This is a genomic window from Planctomycetota bacterium (genome assembly GCA_016235865.1).
Classification (GTDB): domain Bacteria; phylum Planctomycetota; class MHYJ01; order JACQXL01; family JACQXL01; genus JACRIK01.
The window spans coordinates 78,421-100,027 of sequence record JACRIK010000019.1 but is presented as its reverse complement, the minus strand read 5'-3'; the positions used below and the strand labels follow the sequence as shown (position 1 = coordinate 100,027).

Below are 21,607 nucleotides of genomic sequence, written 5' to 3'. Positions count from 1 at the left end.
GACCCGATTACCTCTGGTGTGGAATCTTCATCATACACCGCGGTTTCTAGGGACATCAATAATAATATTGTCTCTGATACTTATAACTGGACCAAAGCCAACAACACCGGCTCGGCTAATCTCAGTGTGGATAAATTAACCGGGGTCCTGTCAGGCACGGTTACCATCACCGCCACATCAGTATCTGCCCCGGCTAAATCAGGCGGCAAGACCGTTACCGTGGTTCCCGGCGCCATCGCCGCTTATTCAGTTATCCCGGCCTCTTATTCTGCGGTTACCGGCACCAACCAGACAGTAACCGTCACGGCCCGTGATGCCAATGGGAATACGGTCGATTATGATTCATCTACGGTTATCACCACCACCATCACCGCGGTAACCGCCACCCCAACCGTGACCTTCTATACAAACAGCAGTTACACCGTCACCACCACGACTTACACATTAAGCGGGGGGAGCGCCACGGTTTATTACCGGGCCGTGTATGATGGGACTCCGCCCCAGGGATTTACCATCACGGCTCAAGATAATAATAGCAATCAAGGAACCAGCAACACGGTTACTATCCCCATTTCCGGCCCGGCTACCAAACTGGTCTTTACCGCTCCCCCGACATCCGTCGGGGCAGGTAGCTCATTTATACCGACCGTTCAGGTATCGGTTCAGGATGATTATAACAATATCGTGCCAGCCGCAGCCAATACCATTACGCTGACCGTTTCTGCCGGAGCCGTATTAGGCGTGATTACCCAGACCAATGCGGTTAGCGGGATAGCAATCTTTACCGGTCTGACCGCCGGCGGCATCTCGGCCACCGGCTACACCTTAACCGCCACCTCAGCCGGCCTGACATCCACCACCTCTACGGTATTTGCTATCACCCCGGGTGTGGCTAATAATCTGGCTTTTATCGCTCCTCCGCAGATCATTACAGCCGGCAACACCTGGGCTTCTCTTACCGTCCGGGTCAGGGATGTTTACACCAATCCTGTATCTGGCACTTCGGTTTCCATCACCAGCACCAACGGTACGCTTATTAATGGAACGTTGATTCAGGTTAGTGCTGCTGACGGTCTAGCCACTTTCTCTGGATTAAGCATGACCCTGGCTGCTAATAACTATGTTTTAAGCGCCACCGCCGGCGCGCTATCAACTACTTCTTCTGCATTTAATATTACACCGGCCGCCCCGAACACACTGGCATTTATCCAGCAGCCGGGCACGACCACAGCCGGAGCAAGCATTACGCCGTCAGTTGCGGTTGAGGTTAGGGACCAGTATAACAACCTGGTGCCTTCAGTGGATGTATCAATAACCGCGACTAATGGGACATTGATTAATGGCGCATTAACTGTGGCCAGCGACCTCAGCGGCATCGCCACCTTCTCGCCGATAAGTATAACCTTAGCCGCCACGGGCTATGCTCTAAGCGCTTCAGTTCCTACGCTCAACGCTATCCGCTCCACGGATTTCGATATCATACCGGCATCAGCCAACAGATTAGCATTTATAGTCCAGCCGACTAATACTACGGTTGGCAACGGATTTACCCCGTCCGTCTCTGTCACCGTGCAGGACGCCTACGGCAATACGCGCGCAGACGCCGTCAATGCTATCACCATCACCGGCACCGGCGGCCTGACCTTTGGCGGCACTAATCCGCGCCCGGCGGCTGGCGGCATCGCCACATTCTCTGACCTGACCGTGGGCGGCATCTCGGCCACCGGGTACACCCTAACCGCCAGCGCAGCCGGCCTGGTCTTCGCCACCTCTACAACCTTTAACCTAAGCGGATATGGCTCGGCCGGCGCCTTGGCTTTTGTCCAGCAACCGACCGATACGCGGTCAGGCAATCCATTCAGCCCGGTTGTTACAGTCAGAATACTTGATGCTTATAATAATTTCGTATCCAATGCCACCAATCCGGTGAGTATTACGGCAAGTAGCGGGGCGACACTGGGCGGCGCGTATACTGGTGTGTCTGCCGTGGCCGGCATTGCGACATTCACCGGTGTAACAATCAGTGGCACGGCTAATCCATATACCTTAACCGCCACCTCGGCCGGCCTGGCCTCTGCCGTCTCCAATTCATTTAATATTACATCCAGTAACACCGGTACCGGCGCTGACAACGCCTGGACCATATCAACTGCCGTGAATATTAATGTGGATACCAATGGCTACGGCGGTAGAACTGCGCCGGACGGCGTCAACTGGTCAATTACTAATAATGTCGCTTCAGGCCAGACCACCATTTCATCAGGCATTGCCCGGCCAACCGGCTTTGCCATCGGTGATGAAATCATTATCATTAATCTCAAAGGCATCTCAACAACTTATACCGATGTCGGGTTATATGAATTCAGGAGGATAACCGGACTGCCCACGGGCAGTTCAATTACTGTGGATTCTAACCTAACCAATGCCTATGACGGCTCCACCCAAAGGATAATGGTTCAACGGGTGCCGAATTATACTGATGTCACTATTAATACTGGCGGCTCGCTTACCTGTAATGTCTGGAATTTTACTATAAGCGACACCGGCGGCGTTATTGCCTTCAGGGTTTCTGGCACATTAACGGTCAATGTGGCTAACGGAATTAATGCCAGTGCTGTGGGTTTTGCCGGCGGCGCTGGAACCGCTTATAATGCCAATGCCGGCGCTGGTGAATCATATAATGGCACGGCCGGCACAGGTGGAACCAATACCACAGACGGTAATACAGGTCAGGGCGGTGGTGGCGGCGCCGGTCAGGATTTTGCTGTTGCCAGGACCGGTGGCGCCGGCGGAACAGGCACTGGCGGCGGCGGCGGCGGCGGTATTCAGGGTTTTAGTACAGGTACTATGTTCGGTGGCGCCGGCGGTGGTGGCGGGCACGGCACTATTGGTACCGGCACTACAGGTGTTTCTGCCTATTATGGCGGTTATAATGGCTCTGATGCTAATGGTGGCGCAGGTGGACAAGGTTGGGGAACCGGCGGTTTTACTGAGCAGGGCGCCGGTGGTGGCGGTGGTGGTGGTGGAATAGTTGGTAATTCATCTACGCTTAATCAACGGGCATATCTGGGCGGCGGCGGCGGCGCCGGCGGCGGCACACTAAATGGTTCTCAAACTGCTAATAATACCTCTGGCGGTAGGGGCGGCGGTATTATCTTTATCGGCGCTAATGCTATTACTGTAGCCGCATCTGCATCAATAACTGCTACCGGCCAGACGTCTAATGCGGCGACAGGCGGTAACTCGTACCGTGTTCCTGGTGGTAATGGTGGTGGCGCGGGCGGGTCTATTATTATCATAGCTAACACCCTTATTAATTCAGGTTCTATTGCTGCCGATGGCGGTAGCGGTAGTAGTGCTGGTGGTTATCAAGGTGGTGCCGGCGGTCAAGGCAGAACCTATATAGATATCAACGGAACCATTACAACAACACCCGTATCGGGGTCCATCACCTTTACCTATACCGGCGCAGAGCAGCAATGGGTGGTGCCAACTGGCGTCACCTTAATCCAAGTGGATGTCCAAGGCGCCCGCGGCGCCAACGGCATTAACTCCGGCGCCACCGCTGGCAACGGGGCACGGGTCCAGACCACGCTTTTTGTCACGCCTGGCCAGACACTCTATATCTATGCCGGTGGTCAGGGTAGCGGCGCCACCGGCGGCTTCAACGGAGGTGGCAACAGCAACGGCGCCGGTGCCAGTACCGGCGGCGGAGGAGGAGGTTCAGACATCCGTCAGTCAGGCACGGCTCTGGCTAACCGTATTATTGTGGCCGGCGGTGGTGGCGGTGGCGGATACGATTATGGCAGTCTCGGTTATACTGGTAGCGCTGGCGCCGGCGGTCAAAACGGCGGCGCTGGCACCTGGGGCGGCACCAACGCTAACGGCGCTGGTGGTGGCGGCGGCACTCAGAGCGGCGGCGGCGCCGGCGGCGGCGCGGGTGGCAACGGCCAAATCGGCGGCGCCGGCGCACTCGGCACCGGCGGCTACGGCGGCTACGCCAACGGCGGGGCCAACCCCGGCGCTGGTGGTGGTGGCGGCGGCTACTACGGCGGCGGTGGCGGCGGCGGCCAAGCTGGCGGTACCGGCGGCGGCGGGGCCGGCGGCGGTTCATCCTGGACATCGGGAACGGGTTCGATCTATACCACCGGTTATCAGACCGGTAATGGTTTGATTATTATAAGCTACTGATTTTTAGATATCAGATATTATGCGAATAATATGCGCCTGGTGCGGTAAGGGTTTGGGAACAAAAAAGCCCAGAGAGAACAAAAACATCACGCATGGCATATGTAAAAAATGTGCAGAGAAAGCATTTAGAAAGGTAGAAGGCTACACCCGGCTGGTTGAGAGCCACAAACGATTAGAGCCGTTCGGAATTGAATCCGGAAGATAAATGCCTTGCAGATACTGCCTACCGGCAGGCTGGGGCAACGAACACCGCAGTGAAACGGAGTACCCCGAACGTTTTCGGGGAGCGCACGGGAAACACCTCAGAGACCGCGTTAGCGAATCCTATCGGAACGGAATGAATTAAATAAACGTCCCCAGAATTCAGAAATGAATTTGGCTTGACAGTCCGCAATTTCTTGTATATACTAATAGTCAAATGAAACGGCAGAAATTATCCGATTATCTTGAATCGATAAAATCATTCAAAGGGAAACAAAATTGGCTTAAAACAAAACGACTGTGCGAAGTAGCATTAAAGAAATTGCCGGTTTTTTCTTACTCATTTCTTGAGGAATACACGCTATATTGTTACCTGGGAGATGCTTGTTCCTACCTGGCGGAATATTCCAGTTCCCTGGAGGCGTATTATAAGGCCCATTACATAGCATCAAAACACCATTTCAAACCAGCGCTACTGGCCCAGGTTTCCCTGCTTCTTGGATACAGTTTACTGCGTATCATAAATATCAAGCAGGCATTGACCCAATTGCATAAAGTAGATCAATATTACCAAAAATACGGGGATTCTATCGCGCCGATGGACAAAGCAAATCGTATTTACTATCTGGTAGGACTGGCATACTGTTATCTTTATCAGGATGATTTGGTAAAGGCCCGGGAAGTTATTGAAGAAAAAATTCCCTCACATCTGGAAGAGATATCCAATGAATATTTACTGTTGGGGTATCATCATCTTAAAGGCGAATATCTGATTACGATACGGCGCTATGCCGAAGCCAGGCAGTCCTTTGAAGAATACCTAAGGGTAAATAGAGAACTTATATCACCCAAAGGGGAACTAGAAACTAGAATCCACCTGGCCCAGATTGAACTTCTGCAAAATAAGGTGGACAGCACTATCAGGATTTTGCAGGCCATCCTGAAAGACAGCCGCCGCTTAAGATTTTACGACCATACCTGCGAGTCAGCGCTTCTTTTAAGCAGATGCTACCTGCTTAAAGGCCTTCCTGACAAGGCCGCCACAATAGAAAGACGGATAAAACCAATTCTTTCCACCTTGGATACGGTCTGGCTGTATGAAAAAACCCGTGAGTTTGAGAAATTCTTCCGCCAATTACAGGACACGGTCCTGTTGCCTCGCCTGCAGGGTGAATATATCCCGGAGATTCTAACGCATACCTTTAACCATCGTCATGAGACCTCGCCGTATAAAGATATCATCATCGGTAGTTCCATTATAATGAATGAGGTCTATCAACTGATAGAGAAAATAGCGCCGACGGATTTGCCGATTCTAATCCAGGGGGAAACAGGCACAGGCAAGGAACTAATTGCCCGGGCTATTCACCGGATGAGTCACCGGGGCAATAAGCCATATTTAGCCATTAACTGCGGGGCGATTCCAGAGTCGCTCATGGAAAGCGAATTGTTCGGCCATAACAGAGGCGCCTTTACCGGCGCAGAAGCAGATAAAAAGGGCTATATTGAACTGGCCTCCGGCGGCACGCTTTTTATAGACGAGATTGCCAGTATGTCAGCCGGGATGCAGCAGAAACTCCTGCGCGTCCTGGAAGAGAATCTGGTCTGGCGGATTGGCGCACAGAAACAGGTAGCAGTTAACACCCGTTTCCTTTTTGCCTGTAATCAGGATATAGAACAAATGGTTAAGCGAAAACTGTTCCGTGAAGACCTATTCTATCGTATCAATACTATTATCGTTGACTTGCCTCCTTTAAGAGACAGGAAAGAGGATATTCCGTTATTAGTCCAGCACTTCTTCAAGAAATACGGGCAGGGAAAGATGAAAGCTGAGATGGGAAGTCCATCCGAAATTCGCATTTCGCAATCCGCAATCGACTTGCTCACCGCCTACCCCTGGTCCGGTAATATCCGGGAACTGGAAAACGAGATTCAGAGAATTTGCGTTCTGTATCCTGATGCCAAGCTGATTACAGAATCAATGCTCTCTACTCCTATGCGTGATTATCCTCTGATGTCCTCATCCCTTCAGGGTAAAACGACCATTAAAAACCTAACTGCCTCATTCCAGCGAAATATCATTGTAGAAACATTAAAGAAATATAACGGTGATATAAAACTAATCTGTGGGCATCTCGGATACGCCCGCTCCGGTTTATATAAGAAACTCAAAGAACTAAAGATAGACCATAAGTTTATTACCCAAAAGTAACCACCCGTCCACTTTCGTGTACACTTTATTAGAATCTGCATTTTTATCTTACGCGTCAGTTGTCAATAACATATTGATTTATATTAAGTTGGAACAATTATTTTAATTCACTCCTTTCTGAGAAAACTGGCACAATAATTGCTCTTATATATGGTAAGGATATATGGTGAATAATATTAGTTGTTATCGTTGTCATAAGCAGGTTATTGCACTCGGACTAAGGAAATGCGAACGGTGCGGAGTTATCCAGTGCGAATCCTGTGGTTTTACTTGTCACTACTGCTGGGGGGCAACCCAACCCGTAGATTATTATAATTTCATGAGTGCTATAGCCCCAGCCGCCAAAAAGGCCTGGGGTTTGCCGATAGCCGTTTTAGCATTAGTCTTGTCCTTCGTAACGGCCACCGTTTATTTTGTTCGCGAATCCAGTTTTGCTCCGATGTCCATTAACCAGGCGACGTCAGTTTCCCAGGTTCGCGAGGCGAAACTAAGACCCTTTAATGTCATTCTTGTGGAGAAAAGGTAAAGAGAATAAGAAATATGGTTAAGAAGAATAAGGAGCGATGCCAGAAAATAAAAAAAGGCACTGCATTAGTCGCCGCGATGCTGATGTTATTTATGGTCATGGCGTTGGGTATGGCTTTTACGACATTGGCTTTGGATAACAATAACGAGGTCGTCTCCTCGGTTAATTACCATACCGCTTCGCAGATAGCTCTGGCTGGGCTTAATATGTCTAATGCGGTGTTAGTAACCGGCAAAGCTAATTCATGGGATGACGAACTGGTTCAGAGCCAAAGTAATTATGCCAGTTATCCTTCAGACCCTTGGAGTCCGACACCGCTAGCGGTGGACACCACAACCGCCGGGTTTCAATTTGGGCGGAACATTGATTATAACGGCGGTTTGTTTATGGCCACGGTGACGGATAATGATGACGGCGATTCCGACCTCCTGCATGATAGTGACAATATTGTAAATGTTAGCGTGATAGGTATGTTACCGGATGGTTCCAAGTCGCGATACGAGTCCGTCTATTATTGCGGCGCCACACCACCCATTCCTCCGGACTATGCCATTCTGAGCGGGAGCGGCACGGTAAGCACAGCTAGTCAAATTTTAGGGCCCAAAGGGCATATCAAGGCTAATGGAGATGTTTGGGGGCAGGGTGGACGTGTGGACGGCGACATTTATACCGCCGGGGTCTTTAACAACACTGGCGGGACAACCGTCGGCGGGACCGTTTCCCAAAATCAACCGCCACTTCCAGATGCTAATTTTCCCAATTTAGAACCCGTTACTTATAAGGACCAGGCGGATTACGTCTTCCACGATAATGGCGATGTCACCGATAAGACCGGCACCATTATATATGGCAACGCAAAGACAAGTACTGTAATGGGTTGGCGTTGCTCAGAGACACAAGCGCCTCAGCAGATAATTGGCCGGGTCCCTTTGTCATACTATCCGGGAGAATTAAGCTGGAGTTATAACGGTGACGGAACCCAGAACGGCACATTTTATATCCCGGGCGGGGAGAGTCCGGTAAGTGAAACTTACCCTTATGGTAGAGACACTAATCGGATACAAGTATTTATAATCAACCATATGCTGAACCCGGCATCGCCCCCCTGGCAAGCGACCATCCTTGCGGAGAATGTTTCTACCGCTGATTTTAGCTTGGGGATAGTAACCCCCCATAAAGGCGGCGTCTTTGCCCTGTTGCAGGGTCCATCTAACCCCACCAAAGTGTTAGCGCACACCAATTACGATTTACAAGCCGTTATGTCTAATTTTAAATTGAGCAACGGTGTTGTTGCGGCAGATTCAAATGGAGGAATAATTCGATTAGGCGGCGGCACGATTACCGCCGGCTCAATGATAATGGGAAAGAACGCGTCGCCGCTTAGTTTGCTTCAGGCAGGTAATATTAATAATTCTACCCCCTTGCCTACTACTTTTTTACTGGCGCCGGGACCGGGGGGCCTCCAGACGCGGGTGGTTAAGAAACTGCAATAAACTGGTTTATAAACTAAAGGCCTAAATCTATGAAATTACCGGAAAGCGCCGAAAAAGGATTTACCCTGATAGAGGTTATCAGCGCCATGACCATCCTGTCCATTGGGATTTTAGGCACCACCGCCCTTATCCCTTCAGCTTTATACCTCACCCAGGTTACCCAGGAATATGACACAGCCAAGTCAGCCGCCGCCAACAAGATGGAAGATATCGGGGCCTGTGACTTCAATCAGGTGGTAACTCGTTATCATAATACCTATTTTACCGTGGCGGGACTAAACGCACCGGTTGCTCAGCCTAACCCGGGTTATATTTCGGTCAATAACACTAATCCTAATCTGCTGGATATTACCGTCATTATCACCTGGCAGGGTGCGCTTGACCCCAATGCGACCCTGAATTTTTCCATGAAAACGATGAGGGCAAATGATTAAAATTAATAAACCAGCCGGATTCACCATACTTGAAGTGCTGATTGCCGCCTCCATAATAGCCATCATTATGGTTTTTGCTTTGGGCAGCCTGATGAGCATCCAGGCCAATTATGGGGAACAGGTTCGGATAGTTAACCTGGAAACCGAGATTAACCGGGTGGGCGATTTTATCACGGAATATATGGGGGAGTGCAAGGTTATTTCTCCTCCGGTCACCGCGACCGGGCATACCGAAATTACCTTCCAGGTACCGGTAGCCGTCAGCGGTTCTTATTGCGATGCCAGCGGCAATATCTACTGGGGCGCCGGAGACACACCCGACTGGAAATTCGTTTTTCGCTTTAATCCGAACGGCGTCGTCCTGGATGAAACAACCAGTCGGATTGATTACAATCGGGATGGCCAGCTCCGGGATAGATTTGTCCATGGTAATATGCAATGCCTACTAAAAGATAATTCGGATAATATGGTAGTGAGTAGTTTAATGGGCAGCAATATCTTCCTGCGGGAATCTCCACTGGAAGGCGATGTGAATGGTGACGGTATGCCTGACCCGTTATTCCTGATGGTTAACAGTTCCGGGATGGAAGATATCCTTGCCGGCAACCGGCTGATTGTCAATCTTTGGTTGGGCCAGTCAACGCCGCAAGGGGCTTCATATATCGTGAACCGGGTTACGGAGAAGCGGCTACAGAATTCCCAATCACCGTGATGAACTGAACGAAGCGAGATGAATATTAAAGACAATATGACGTTGCTTTTATTTAGGCCATAAACATAAGATGGATAGGAGAAGATAAAATGGGTCATTCTGTCATAGGAATCAGGGAAAGATACTGTGCGGGCGAGTTGGTATTAAGGATAATGAAGATGCAGGATGATAATGCTGTTGTCGGCCTGGAAGGAATTTTGGATAGTAATACCGAAAACCAATTCAATGAGGCAATAACTAAAATGCAGTACGAAGGCATCCATCGCTTTGTCTTTGACTTATCAAAGTTGAATATCATCACCTCTTCGGGCATCGGGTCTTTTATAAAGATAGGGAATTCCTGCCGGGAAAACTATGGTGATCTTATTATCGTCCAGCCCCAGCCGGCCGTCCAGGAGGCATTACAGGTATTCGGGTTGTTCAACTTTATCCGGACGGCAGATAACGTCAATAATGCCGTCAAAGCCCTGGATAATTGAGACGCGGTTTTTATTTAAACCCTAAAATATAATATGGATTGGAGAGAATAAAATGGGTCAATCCGTGATAGGAATCAGGGAAAGTGACGGTGTGGGCGAACTGGTATTCCAGACAATGAAACTGCCGGACAATGTTGTGGTTATTGGACTGGAGGGTCCATTTGACCATGATACGGAAAACGAATTGATGCGAGCCATAACAGAAATACAGGTCGGCGGAACACACCATCTTGTGTTTAACCTGTCCCGGCTGAGCGCCCTTACCTCATCAGGTATCGGTACCTTCATAAAAATAGTCGGCTCCTGCCGGGAGAAGGGCGGCAATGTGGTTATCGTCCAGCCCCGGGAACCGGCGGTCCAGGAAATGCTCCGACTGTTCGGGCTGGTTAATTGCATAGACATAGTAGACAACGTCAATAATGCCGTCAAGGCCATTTTGGCGCCGTTATAAATAAAAAGAATAACTAACCATGAGTAAGCCCTGTTTTATATTGGGACTGGTCCTAATAAGTTCTATACTGATAACCCGGGGTAATTATATTAAAGCGGCGTGCCCAAGCGGTGGTGGTGGTGCGAGTTCAACGCCTTCGCCTCCGCCACCCCCTCCGGCACCGCCTGCGCCTTCTACTCCGAATGAGCCGAGCAGGCCTTCAACTCCGTCAACGCCTCCGCCCACACCGCCGCAATTACCAGGGCTTCCGTCTCAAGGGGGACCGCCGCCCGGTCAGCCCGCACCACCTGCGGCTCCTTCAAATCCCGACCCGCAACCGCCATCAGGTTCCGGCGCCAACGGCCCCAAAGCCGGCGCAACCGCACCCGGTGCCACTCGGCCGGCTCCAGGTCTGGGTCTTCAGCCGCTTTTACAGAGTATGCACCAGGGAACACTGTCATTATCCGGCGTGGTAGAACCATGGGAAGTATGGTGGAGCAATAACCGCGACAGATATCTTTCTTTCAGGGAACCGGTTGAATGGTCCAGCGTCATGGATGACGGCAAGGGTTCAAAATCAGTCACGGTATATCCCGTTTATGATGAACTCATCAATGTCCTGGTAGATGGCCTTTCCAACAAGAATTCCTTTGTCGCCTTCCGGGCCGCCATCTCGCTCAGTAAAGTTCCGGATGCCCTGACCCCGGCCGTCTCCAGCCAAAAGGCGGCCGAGCAACTCAAGAAATCAGAGGAATCGGAAAACCGCTTTTTTGTCCGTAATAACGTATTACTGGCCCTGGGCTTTATCGGAGATGACTCGGCCGGTGAAACCGCCCGGCGGGTCCTGATGGATAATAAAAAGGAAGGACCTTTAAGGCGTTCTTATGCGGCTCTGGCCCTCGGTTATCTGCCCGGAAACAACTCCGAATTAACTAAAACACTTATGGATGTGCTCTCAGACCGGAGTGATAACCACGAGGTCAGGTGTTGCGCCGCGCTTTCTCTGGGCAATCTTAAGGACGTCTCGGCCGTTCCGCTTTTGGGAAAGATGCTCAACCAATCAGAAGGCGGGAAAAAGGAACCCCCGGCGGTTCGGTCATATGCCGCCTTGGGTTTGGGGCGAATCGCCACCAAAGAAGCGCTGGATGAACTCAGAAAATCCACACCCGCCAGCGAAAAAGAAGCGGATGTTCGTACGGCTGTGGTGATGGCACTGGGAATGACCGGGTTGCCCGAAGCCGGAGATTCTATTGCGCCGTTCCTGCGTGACAGGTATTCGCCGGTCCGCGGATATGCCGCCCTGGCACTGTCCCAGACAAAGAATCCTAAATCCTATGAAATCATATCAGAGTTATTCCATAAAGAGAAATTTGTCGAGGCTGACGGCCTGATGGCCCTGGCTTTAGGACTGACCGGCAACGAAAAAGCCAAGGCGGATCTGAGAAAGATACTCGAGAACAAAAAGGCACGCTCGCCTCTGTTCAAGGCATCGGCGGCCATTGGCTTGGGACTGTTGAAAGACACCGAAGCGGTCCCCCTTATCGTTAATATGCTTAGTAATGAGAAACAACAAAGCGATACGCTCCTGACCCCGTATCTTATCCTGGCGCTGGGCATGATTAAAGACCCCAGAGGCGTCGAGCCCCTGCAGAAGTTATGGGACAAACTGCCGGAAAAATCATACACCTACCCGTATCATTCAAATCTGGCCATTGCCCTGACCATGCTCGGCCGGAAAAAAGACATTGTCATGCCGGCCCTGGTAAAACAGGCCGGTCAGACCCAGAACCAGCTCCTGCGCTCCCATGCCATCCATTCATTGGGCCTGATTGGCGACCGGGAATCAGCCGGGCTATTGGTCTCATCAGCCGCAGACAAGGACAATACCTTTATTATGTATACCACTATGAGCGCCATCGGGTTTCTGATGGATAAAAACCGGTTAAATCCACTTAACAAAATAACCGGCAACCTAATTGATGTCTCATCGCAGATTCGGGACCATATCGGTGGCATACCGGTTTGGTAAACGCCAATTGTAGAAGTAGTTGGCAGGCAATAACTGTCTATTTAGAAAGAAGAGTTCTTATGACAAATTCAGTGGCTTCGTTAGATAGGTCTCAGGTGATTCTTCTCCATGGTGAACCGGATCTGAAAAATGTAAAAAAGATAGATGAGAAAATGATTGAAGAGTGGGTCTATCTTAATCCGGCCACCCGTACCTTGCTGTGCTATTCCTTTGGTGAGGAATCCTTAATCAAATGTGAGGAAAAACCAGTAAGGTATTTTAATAAGTAACCCTGCAAAAAGTATCCCGGGACCGCTACATGGCGGGTTTCCGGAATTCCAGCGGGCCAAGTTTGAACTAAGCGTAGCGTGAGCGTGAGCAATTGTCCAGTGGAAAATACGGAACGAAGAGCGGGTCGATTTCTTCCTGAGCGGATTGTAAATCCCCACTCCGAAAGCATTCGGGGTGCGGGATAAAAGGGAATTGAAGACGGCGTTCCCCGAAATTCAAAAATCAATTTGGCTTGACCCCACACCTACTTTGTATTATAGAACTTATTCACAATAATAGAAATATGATTACAAAGTAGGTGTGGGGTCTTGACAACCTGTCATTTCTTGTGTATACAACAGTCAAATGCAACGCCAAAAATTACCTGTAGTGACCCCAGCTAAAAGCGGGGGGAATCTATCCGATTATCTTGACCGCATCCAATCAGCCCTAAAACAACAGGATTATAACAAGGCAAAACGAATAGGCGAAATTGCCTTGAGAAAACTCCACTCCCTCTCTTATTCTCCTCATGATGAATACCTTTTAGAAACAAGATTGGGAGTCGCTTATCTTAATCTGAAAGAATATTCCAGTTCTCTGGATATTTTTTACCGGGCTTACCTGATATCCTCAAGACATTCTCTTCCGGAAGCACAGATTATTTATGCTTTATATGGTATGGGACTTAATCTTCTTGCGATGAAAAATATTGACATCGCTCTGACTCAGTTCCAGAAGGTGGAGCAATACTATAAAAATTATGGCGATAAGATATTTCCGATGGATAGTCGAACAGAAACGGCGACTCTATTTGGGTTGGGATATTGCTATCTCGATAAAAACGAATTAGAGAAGGCGAGGGATGTTATTGAAAATCGATTGTTTTCTCATGAATTTATTATTTCCGACAAACTTACTCTTTTAGATTACAAGCATCTTAGGGGTGAGTATTTAATTGCATCAGAAGAATACAAACAAGCCCGTGAGTCATTTCAGGAATGTATTAAACTGAGTGAACAACTCTATATCCCCATAGGAATACTGGAAGCCAGAATCCATTTTGCTATTCTTGACCTTCTGGAAAATAGGATAGATGATGCCATTAAGACATTGCGGAGAAACCTGAGAGATGCCAGACGTCTAAAACTCAATGGCCTTATCTGTGAATCCGGGTTACTTTTAAGCAAATGCTATTTTCTTAAGGATATGTCTGATAAAGCGATTGCTATGGAACAACGGATTAAACCGGCGCTCTCAAGACTGGATACGGTCTGGCTCTATGAAAAGACCCGTGAGTTTGAGAAACTTTATCGCCAGTTAGAGCCAGTAGGAGCGAAGCGACGTACTGGTTCTTGTCCCGATTACTCATCGGGGTTACAGTCATCTCCAAAATCCCTGCCTGCAGTCTTGGTTAAAGCATTGAATCACCGCTACGAAACCTCGCCGTATAAAGAGATGGTTATTGGTAGTTCCGAATCAATGCAGGATGTATTCGCATTGATAGAGAAGATAGCGCCAGCGGATTTGCCGATTCTAATCCAGGGCCAGACCGGCACAGGCAAGGAATTGATTGCCCAGGCGATTCACGCCAATAGCCAGCGTTCAGCCAAAACCTTTCTGGCATTTAATTGCGGGGCGATACCGGAATCGCTCCTGGAGAGCGCGCTCTTTGGTCATACCAGAGGCGCTTTTACCGGCGCTACTGAAGACAGAAAGGGGTATATTGAACTTGCCTCTGACGGAACGCTTTTTATAGACGAGATTGGTAATATGTCCATCGGGATGCAACAGAAACTTCTGAGGGTGCTGGAGGAAAATCTGGTCTGGCGGATTGGCGCGCAGAAACAGGTAGCAGTCAACACCCGTTTCATCTTTGCCGGTAATCAGGATATAGAACAGTTGGTTAAGAAAAAACTCTTCCGGGAAGACCTGTTTTACCGGATTAATACAATTGTGCTTAACCTGCCGGCTTTGAGAGAGCGGAAAGAAGATATACCGCTTCTCGTTCAACACTTCCTCCGGAAATATTCTAAATCCGAAATTCGCATTTCGCAATCCGCAATCGGCCTTTTCACCGCCTACCCCTGGCCCGGTAATATCCGCGAACTGGAAAACGAGATTCAGAGAATCCTTGTCCTGTATCCTGATGCCAAACTGATTACTGAAACAATGCTTTCTGAATCTATCAGGGAATGCAGCCAAACTACAGGAGAATTGTCTGAAGGGTTGACATTAATACAATTAAGGAAGAAATGGGAGAAGGATATAATTACCCAAACCATAAAGAAATGCAATGGCAATGTAACAGAGGCGGCTAAACAACTGGGTTATGCGCTCTCGCCTTTCTACCGGAAGATGAAACACCTGAAGATAACGCCAGAGCAACAGGACGCAGATTTATAGGATTTTCCTTAACCACAAAGAGCACTAAGACCACCCCGATATAACATCGGGGTGTCCTTTGTGGTGAGCAAGAATTTGTTACCTAAAAGTAACGGCTATTGACCATTTGGTCAAAACGCCCCAGAAACTACCATTACCTGTCATTCTCTATCATATCTAACCTTTTTACTTATCATCAGTTAGGATAAAACAGCCATCCCAATCATTTTTCCATAAATCTGGCACGCTATTTGCATATATAGAATAAGACGCCCAGTGAACAAAACAATAATTTGAGAGTGGTATTATATGAAAGCGACTGCTATAAGAAATAATACCGGTATAGTGACCGCCTGTCCGCCTCTGAGTGAAAAGGATGTCCTTAATCTCCGCGGACAACCGGCAGTAAAAGCCACACAATTAAAAGATGACGAACTCCGCAGAGACCGCGACAGCGAACACCGCAGTGACCGCGACAGCGAATGGGTCTATTATTCATTGCCTGATTATACCCGAGAGCATTATTTCTTCCGGAACGGGCGTTTGGTGAAATGGGAGAAAACAAGAATATGAACCCCGTTAGAGATGGCTAAGGGGGTAAGGATAACACGAATAGGACGAACCCGAAGGGACCGCGTCCAGCGAATAAAGGCGAATCCCATGAATTATTCGTGCGATTCGTCGTATTTGTGTGATTCGTGTTAAAACGAGAAGGTTCTGTCATGAGTAAATATCGGGTTGTTATTTTTGTTTTTCTGGTCGTGCTTGTGTTGGTCATAGCCACTAAGGGCTGTTTCAAGCGTGAGAAGCCAAGTCCACAATCCGGCAGTAGCGCACAGCCCGGCGCTTTCCAGACCATTTTACCGGTTGACGGCGTTATCAATGTGGATGTCTTTTCAGCGCCCGTGCCGGTAGCCTGGACCGCATCAAGTAACACCGACAGTTATATCCTGGAAGTTGCCAAAGATGACGATTTCACACCGGCTAATATGGTTTACTCTGCCACCCTGGGACCCAACACCACCAGCCATTCCGTAACCTTCGGCACCTTATGGGGCGGGGTCTGGTATTACTGGCGGGTCACGGCCGTCAATGCCTTTGGCACCACCGTTTCATCAGATGCCCCGTCTTGTTTCTATACCTCTGTGGGCGGCATTATTCCCGGCGCATTTAATTTAGCCACGCCGAGTGATAATGATTCCGGCCTGGACCTAACTCCTGAATTAGATTGGACCAATGCGCCCAAGGAAAGCAAATACATCGTCTATCTGGATAACGACTCCAACTTCTCCTCGCCGATTTATACGGATACAACCAGGCCCGGCGAACTGGGCATCCAGATTCCCTCATCAGCCGGGTTGACCGAGACCTCCCGCTATTACTGGAAGGTGGATGCCTATAATCCCTTCGGCACGCGCTCGTCTTCTATCTATTCATTCGTAACCGGCCCGATAAGTTCTTACACCATCACGCCCACAGCCACGACTATCACGGCTGGTAATGGGATAACGATGACCATCACGGCCTATAATTCCATCAATGCAATTGTGTCTTCTCATATTCCATTTACGTTGACGATGAATTCAGGGGCCGGGCTTACTTACTATACTAATAACGCCTTAACCGTCGTTAATCCCACCGGCACTTATACAATGACCAACGGAACTGCGACTGTATATGTCAGGATAACCTCAGCCGGCTCAACGACTATTACCGCCACAGACCGGGCCGGACGCACCAAGAGTTGTGCTCCGTTCACGGTCAATACCGGACCCATTGCCACTGTAACCGTCTCAGGCCCATCATCCATCACATCGGGAGTAGAATCGTCCTCATATACCGCGGCCTCTTATGATACCTATAATAACCCGGTGGCTGATACCTATACCTGTACCAAGGCCAATGGCACGGGTTCGGCTAATCTCAGTGTGGATAAACTTACCGGTATCCTGGCTGGCACAGTGACCATTACTGCCACATCTAATACCGCTCCCGCCAAGGCGGGAGGCCAGACCGTCACGATTCTGCCCGGTACAATTGCTACAGTCACGGTAGCCGGCTCTGACCCGATTACTTCAGGCATACAATCAAGTTCATATACCGCAGTGTCCAGGGATATAAATAACAATACGGTAACTGATACATTCAACTGGTCTAATTCCAACAACACCGGCACAGCCACCCGCAGTGTTGATAAACTGACCGGGGTTCTGGCCGGTGCGGTAACCATCACGGCCACCTCGGTCTCGGCTCCGACCAAAGCGGGCGGCAAGACCGTCACAGTCATCCCCGGCGCCGTTAATATAGTAACCGTGGCAGGCTCCAACAGCATCACATCAGGAATAGAGTCATCATCATACACTGCGGTTTCTAAAGACATAAACAATAATACCGTTTCAGATACCTTCACCTGGTCTAATTCCAACGGCACGGGCACTGCCACACGCAATGTGGATAAATTGACTGGAGTTCTGGTCGGCACGGTAACCATCACGGCCACTTCGATTTCGGCTCCGAGCAAATCCGGCGGGCAGACCGTCACGGTTATTCCGGGCGTGGTTAACACCGTGACCGTGGCCGGCTCAGACCCGATTACCTCCGGCATACAATCAAGTTCATATACCGCAGTGTCCAGGGATATAAATAACAACACGGTAACCGATACCTTCAACTGGTCTAATTCCAATGGTACCGGCACAGCCACCCGCAGTGTTGACAAACTTACCGGCGTTCTATCCGGTACGGTCACCATCACCGCCACCTCGGTGGCGGCTCCGAGTAAATCTGGTGGTAAAACAGTTACGGTTATCCCCGGCGCTATTAACACGGTCACCGTTTCCGGCCCAGACCCGATTACTTCAGGCGTGGAGTCATCATCATACACTGCCGTATCATACGATACGGCAGGCAACTTTGTGACCGATACTTTTAACTGGTCTAATTCCAACAACACCGGCACAGCCACCCGCAATATAGACAAACTCACCGGTGTCTTATCCGGTACGGTCACCATCACCGCTACCTCGGTGGCGGCTCCGAGCAAGACAGGAGGCCAGACCGTCACCGTCGTGCCAGGCGCGGTTAACACCGTCACGGTGTCCGGCTCAAACCCGATTACCTCGGGGATAGAATCCACTTCATACAGTGCGGTCTCCAGAGATATTAATAATAACATTGTCCCGGATACCTATACATGGAGCAAGGCCAATGGCACGGGCACGGCAAATCTGAATGTTGATAAGTTGATAGGGGTGATAAGTGGAACAGTAATAATAACTGCAACATCTACCTCTGCCCCGACCAAATCCGGCGGCCAGATTGTCACAGTCGTGCCGGGCACAGTTAACTCGGTCACGGTGTCCGGCTCAACCCCAATTACTTCGGGCATAGAATCCGCTTCATATACTGCGGTCTCCCGAGACATTAATAATAATATTGTCTCGGATACCTATACCTGGTCTAATTCCAACGGCACTGGCACTGCCACCCGTAGTGTGGATAAATTGACCGGAGTTTTGGTCGGCACGGTAACTATCACCGCTACTTCGGTGGCTATTCCAACTAAATCCGGCGGCCAGACCGTCACGGTCGTGCCGGGCACAGTTAACTCGGTCACGGTGTCCGGTTCAGACCCGATTACTTCAGGCATACAATCAAGTTCATATACCGCAGTGTCCAGGGATATAAATAACAATACGGTAACTGATACATTCAACTGGTCTAATTCCAACAACACCGGCACAGCCACCCGCAGTGTTGACAAACTCACCGGTGTTTTATCCGGCACGGTTACGATTACCGCCACCTCGGTCTCTGCCCCGGCTAAATCCGGCGGCAAGACGGTTACGGTTATCCCGGGCGCGGTTAACACCGTCATCGTCTCGGGTCCTGACCCGATTACCTCGGGTATGGAATCATCCTCATACACCGCGATTTCCAGGGACATCAATAATAATACTGTCTCTGATACCTATAACTGGACCAAAGCCAATGGCACCGGCACAGCCGCCATTAATGGCGCTCAACTCACCGGAGCCCTGGCCGGCACAGTCACCATCACCGCCACCTCGGTCTCTGCCCCGGCTAAATCCGGCGGCAAGACGGTTACGGTTATCCCGGGCGCGGTTAACACCGTCATCGTCTCGGGTCCTGACCCGATTACCTCGGGTGTGGAATCATCCTCATATAGCGCTGTATCCTATGATGCGGCTGGTAATACGGTTGGTGCAGATGCCCACAACTGGTCGTATAACAATGGCACCGGCACTGCCACCCGCAATATAGACAAACTCACCGGCGTCTTATCAGGTACGGTTACGATTACCGCCACCTCGGTGGCGGCTCCAAGTAAAGCAGGTGGTAAAACAGTTACGGTCATCCCCGGCACAGTTAACACCGTAATCGTTTCCGGCCCAGACCCGATTACCTCAGCCGTGGAATCGTCTTCATATACGGCCGTATCATACGATACGGCAGGCAACTTTGTGACTGATACCTTTAACTGGTCTAATTCCAACGGCACCGGCACTGCCACCCGCAATATAGACAAACTCACCGGCGTCTTATCAGGCACGGTAACAATCACCGCCACCTCTGTGGCGGCTCCGAGCAAAGCAGGCGGCAAGACGGTTACGGTTATTCCGGGTGCCATAGTTACAGTTACGGTGTCCGGTTCTGACCCCATTACTTCAGCCGTAGAGACCGCATCATACATTGCGACATCACGCGATGTAGCCGGTAACACCGTGACTGACACCTTTAACTGGTCTAATTTCAATGGCACCGGCACGGCCACCCGCAATATTGATAAACTCACCGGCGTCTTATCAGGCACGGTAACGATAACCGCCACCTCAATCTCGGCACCGGCCAAATCCGGCGGCAAGACCGTTACCGTAGTTCCCGGCGCCATCGCCAATTATTCAGTTATCCCGGCCTCTTTTTCCACGGTTACCGGTACCAACCAGACCGCCACGGTTACTGCCCGTGACGCCAACAATAACACGGTTACGACCGACTCATCTACAGTTATCACAATGACCACAACCGTGGTAACCGCGACCCCAACCGTACTATTCTACACAAACAGCGGTTACACAGTCCAGACAGTTACCTACACCCTGACCAGTGGCATAGCCACAATTTATTACAGAGCAACCCACGACGGAACCCCGCCTGACGGATTTATCCTGCGCGCTACAGACGCCAATAGCAAGACAGGCGCCAGCGGGACAATCACTATCCCTGTTTCCGGCCCGGCCACCAGGTTGGTCTTCACAGTCCAGCCAACCAACACCGCGGCAGGCAGCCCATTTATACCGACAGTTCAGGTCGCGGTTCAGGACGACTACGGTAACACCGTTCCGAATGCGACCAATACGATTACTATTACATCTGATGCCGGAGTCACATTAGCCGTGATTACCCAGACCAACGCAGTCAATGGAATCGCCGCCTTTACCGGCCTGACCGTGGGCGGCATCTCGGCCACCGGCTACACCTTAACCGCCACCTCAGCCGGCCTGACATCCACAACATCCACTGCCTTTGCGATTAGTCCGGGTGCGGCCAATAACCTAACATTTATTGCTCAACCGCAGACCATCACGGCCGGCAACACCTGGGCCGCCCTGACCGTCCGGGTCTGGGACGCCTACACCAATCCGGTATCAGGTATCTCGGTGGCTATCACCACGACCAACGGCGCGTTTATCTACGGGACATTGTCTCAGAACAGTGATAGTAATGGCATCGCCACATTCGGGCCGTTAAGTATGACCTTAGCCGCCACCGGCTATGCCCTGAGTGCCACCTATAATACCTTATTTACAACATCAACCGGGTTTAATGTTACCCCGGCCGTGGCAAACACCCTGGAGTTTGTCCAACAACCGACTACGACCACAGCCGGTGCGTCCATAACTCCGGCAGTTACGGTGAGATGCCGTGACCAATACAATAACCTGGTGCCGAATGTCTCTGTTTGGATGATAGTCGTGGGTGGTAGTCCAACGCTCTACGGAACATCACCAATGACTACTGATGCTAATGGTCTGGCGACTTTTGGGGATTTATCTATACAACCGGCAGGTGTTGGCTATCGCCTACGAGCCAGTTTAACCGCGCCGTAGGCGGGTTTTTTCCCCTTCCTAAAAGGGGAATTAAAAGAGGTTGGTTTCCACCTCTTTGTTTATACTGTGTCATAACAATGCAGTGGTGTCACTGCTACATATTAATTAAAAAGGAGCAAGTATGTATAAAATTGT

Annotated in this window: 12 protein-coding genes; all 12 read left to right on the top strand. The window is 50.1% G+C overall.

The features are described from left to right. A partial coding sequence (locus tag HZA49_05905) for a hypothetical protein (GenBank protein MBI5778972.1) occupies positions 1-4,191 on the top strand: 4,191 nt, incomplete at its 5' end. Positions 4,192-4,609: 418 nt separating this feature from the next. Next, the gene (locus HZA49_05900; protein MBI5778971.1) at positions 4,610-6,604 is read left to right on the top strand and encodes a sigma 54-interacting transcriptional regulator; all 1,995 of its coding nucleotides are present in this window, start codon (positions 4,610-4,612) and stop codon (positions 6,602-6,604) included. 540 nt (positions 6,605-7,144) lie between these two features. Beyond that, a complete protein-coding gene (locus tag HZA49_05895; GenBank protein MBI5778970.1) occupies positions 7,145-8,623 on the top strand; it encodes a hypothetical protein in 1,479 nt (492 codons plus the stop codon). 29 nt (positions 8,624-8,652) lie between these two features. Beyond that, entirely contained in the window at positions 8,653-9,057 is a 405-nt protein-coding gene (locus tag HZA49_05890; GenBank protein ID MBI5778969.1) for a prepilin-type N-terminal cleavage/methylation domain-containing protein, read from the top strand. Next, positions 9,050-9,769, top strand: a complete 720-nt coding sequence (locus HZA49_05885) for a prepilin-type N-terminal cleavage/methylation domain-containing protein (GenBank protein ID MBI5778968.1) — start codon at positions 9,050-9,052, stop codon at positions 9,767-9,769. Before HZA49_05890 ends, HZA49_05885 begins: the two co-directional genes overlap by 8 nt. A gap of 89 nt (positions 9,770-9,858) precedes the next feature. Beyond that, positions 9,859-10,248 carry an STAS domain-containing protein gene (locus HZA49_05880; GenBank protein MBI5778967.1) on the top strand — a complete coding sequence of 130 codons (390 nt, stop codon included), beginning with the start codon at positions 9,859-9,861 and terminating at the stop codon, positions 10,246-10,248. A gap of 52 nt (positions 10,249-10,300) precedes the next feature. Continuing rightward, positions 10,301-10,699 carry an STAS domain-containing protein gene (locus HZA49_05875; GenBank protein MBI5778966.1) on the top strand — a complete coding sequence of 133 codons (399 nt, stop codon included), beginning with the start codon at positions 10,301-10,303 and terminating at the stop codon, positions 10,697-10,699. A 418-nt stretch (positions 10,700-11,117) separates the two neighbouring features. After that, a complete protein-coding gene (locus tag HZA49_05870; GenBank protein MBI5778965.1) occupies positions 11,118-12,707 on the top strand; it encodes a HEAT repeat domain-containing protein in 1,590 nt (529 codons plus the stop codon). 59 nt (positions 12,708-12,766) lie between these two features. Beyond that, positions 12,767-12,976, top strand: coding sequence for a hypothetical protein (locus tag HZA49_05865; GenBank protein ID MBI5778964.1), 210 nt, complete (start codon positions 12,767-12,769; stop codon positions 12,974-12,976). A 346-nt stretch (positions 12,977-13,322) separates the two neighbouring features. After that, positions 13,323-15,362: a sigma 54-interacting transcriptional regulator gene (locus HZA49_05860; GenBank protein ID MBI5778963.1), complete on the top strand. Its 2,040-nt coding sequence runs from the start codon at positions 13,323-13,325 to the stop codon at positions 15,360-15,362. A 288-nt stretch (positions 15,363-15,650) separates the two neighbouring features. Then, positions 15,651-15,914: a hypothetical protein gene (locus tag HZA49_05855; GenBank protein ID MBI5778962.1), complete on the top strand. Its 264-nt coding sequence runs from the start codon at positions 15,651-15,653 to the stop codon at positions 15,912-15,914. Between the two features lie 149 nt (positions 15,915-16,063). Beyond that, positions 16,064-21,472, top strand: a complete 5,409-nt coding sequence (locus tag HZA49_05850) for a hypothetical protein (GenBank protein ID MBI5778961.1) — start codon at positions 16,064-16,066, stop codon at positions 21,470-21,472. The last annotated feature ends 135 nt before the right edge of the window (positions 21,473-21,607 follow it).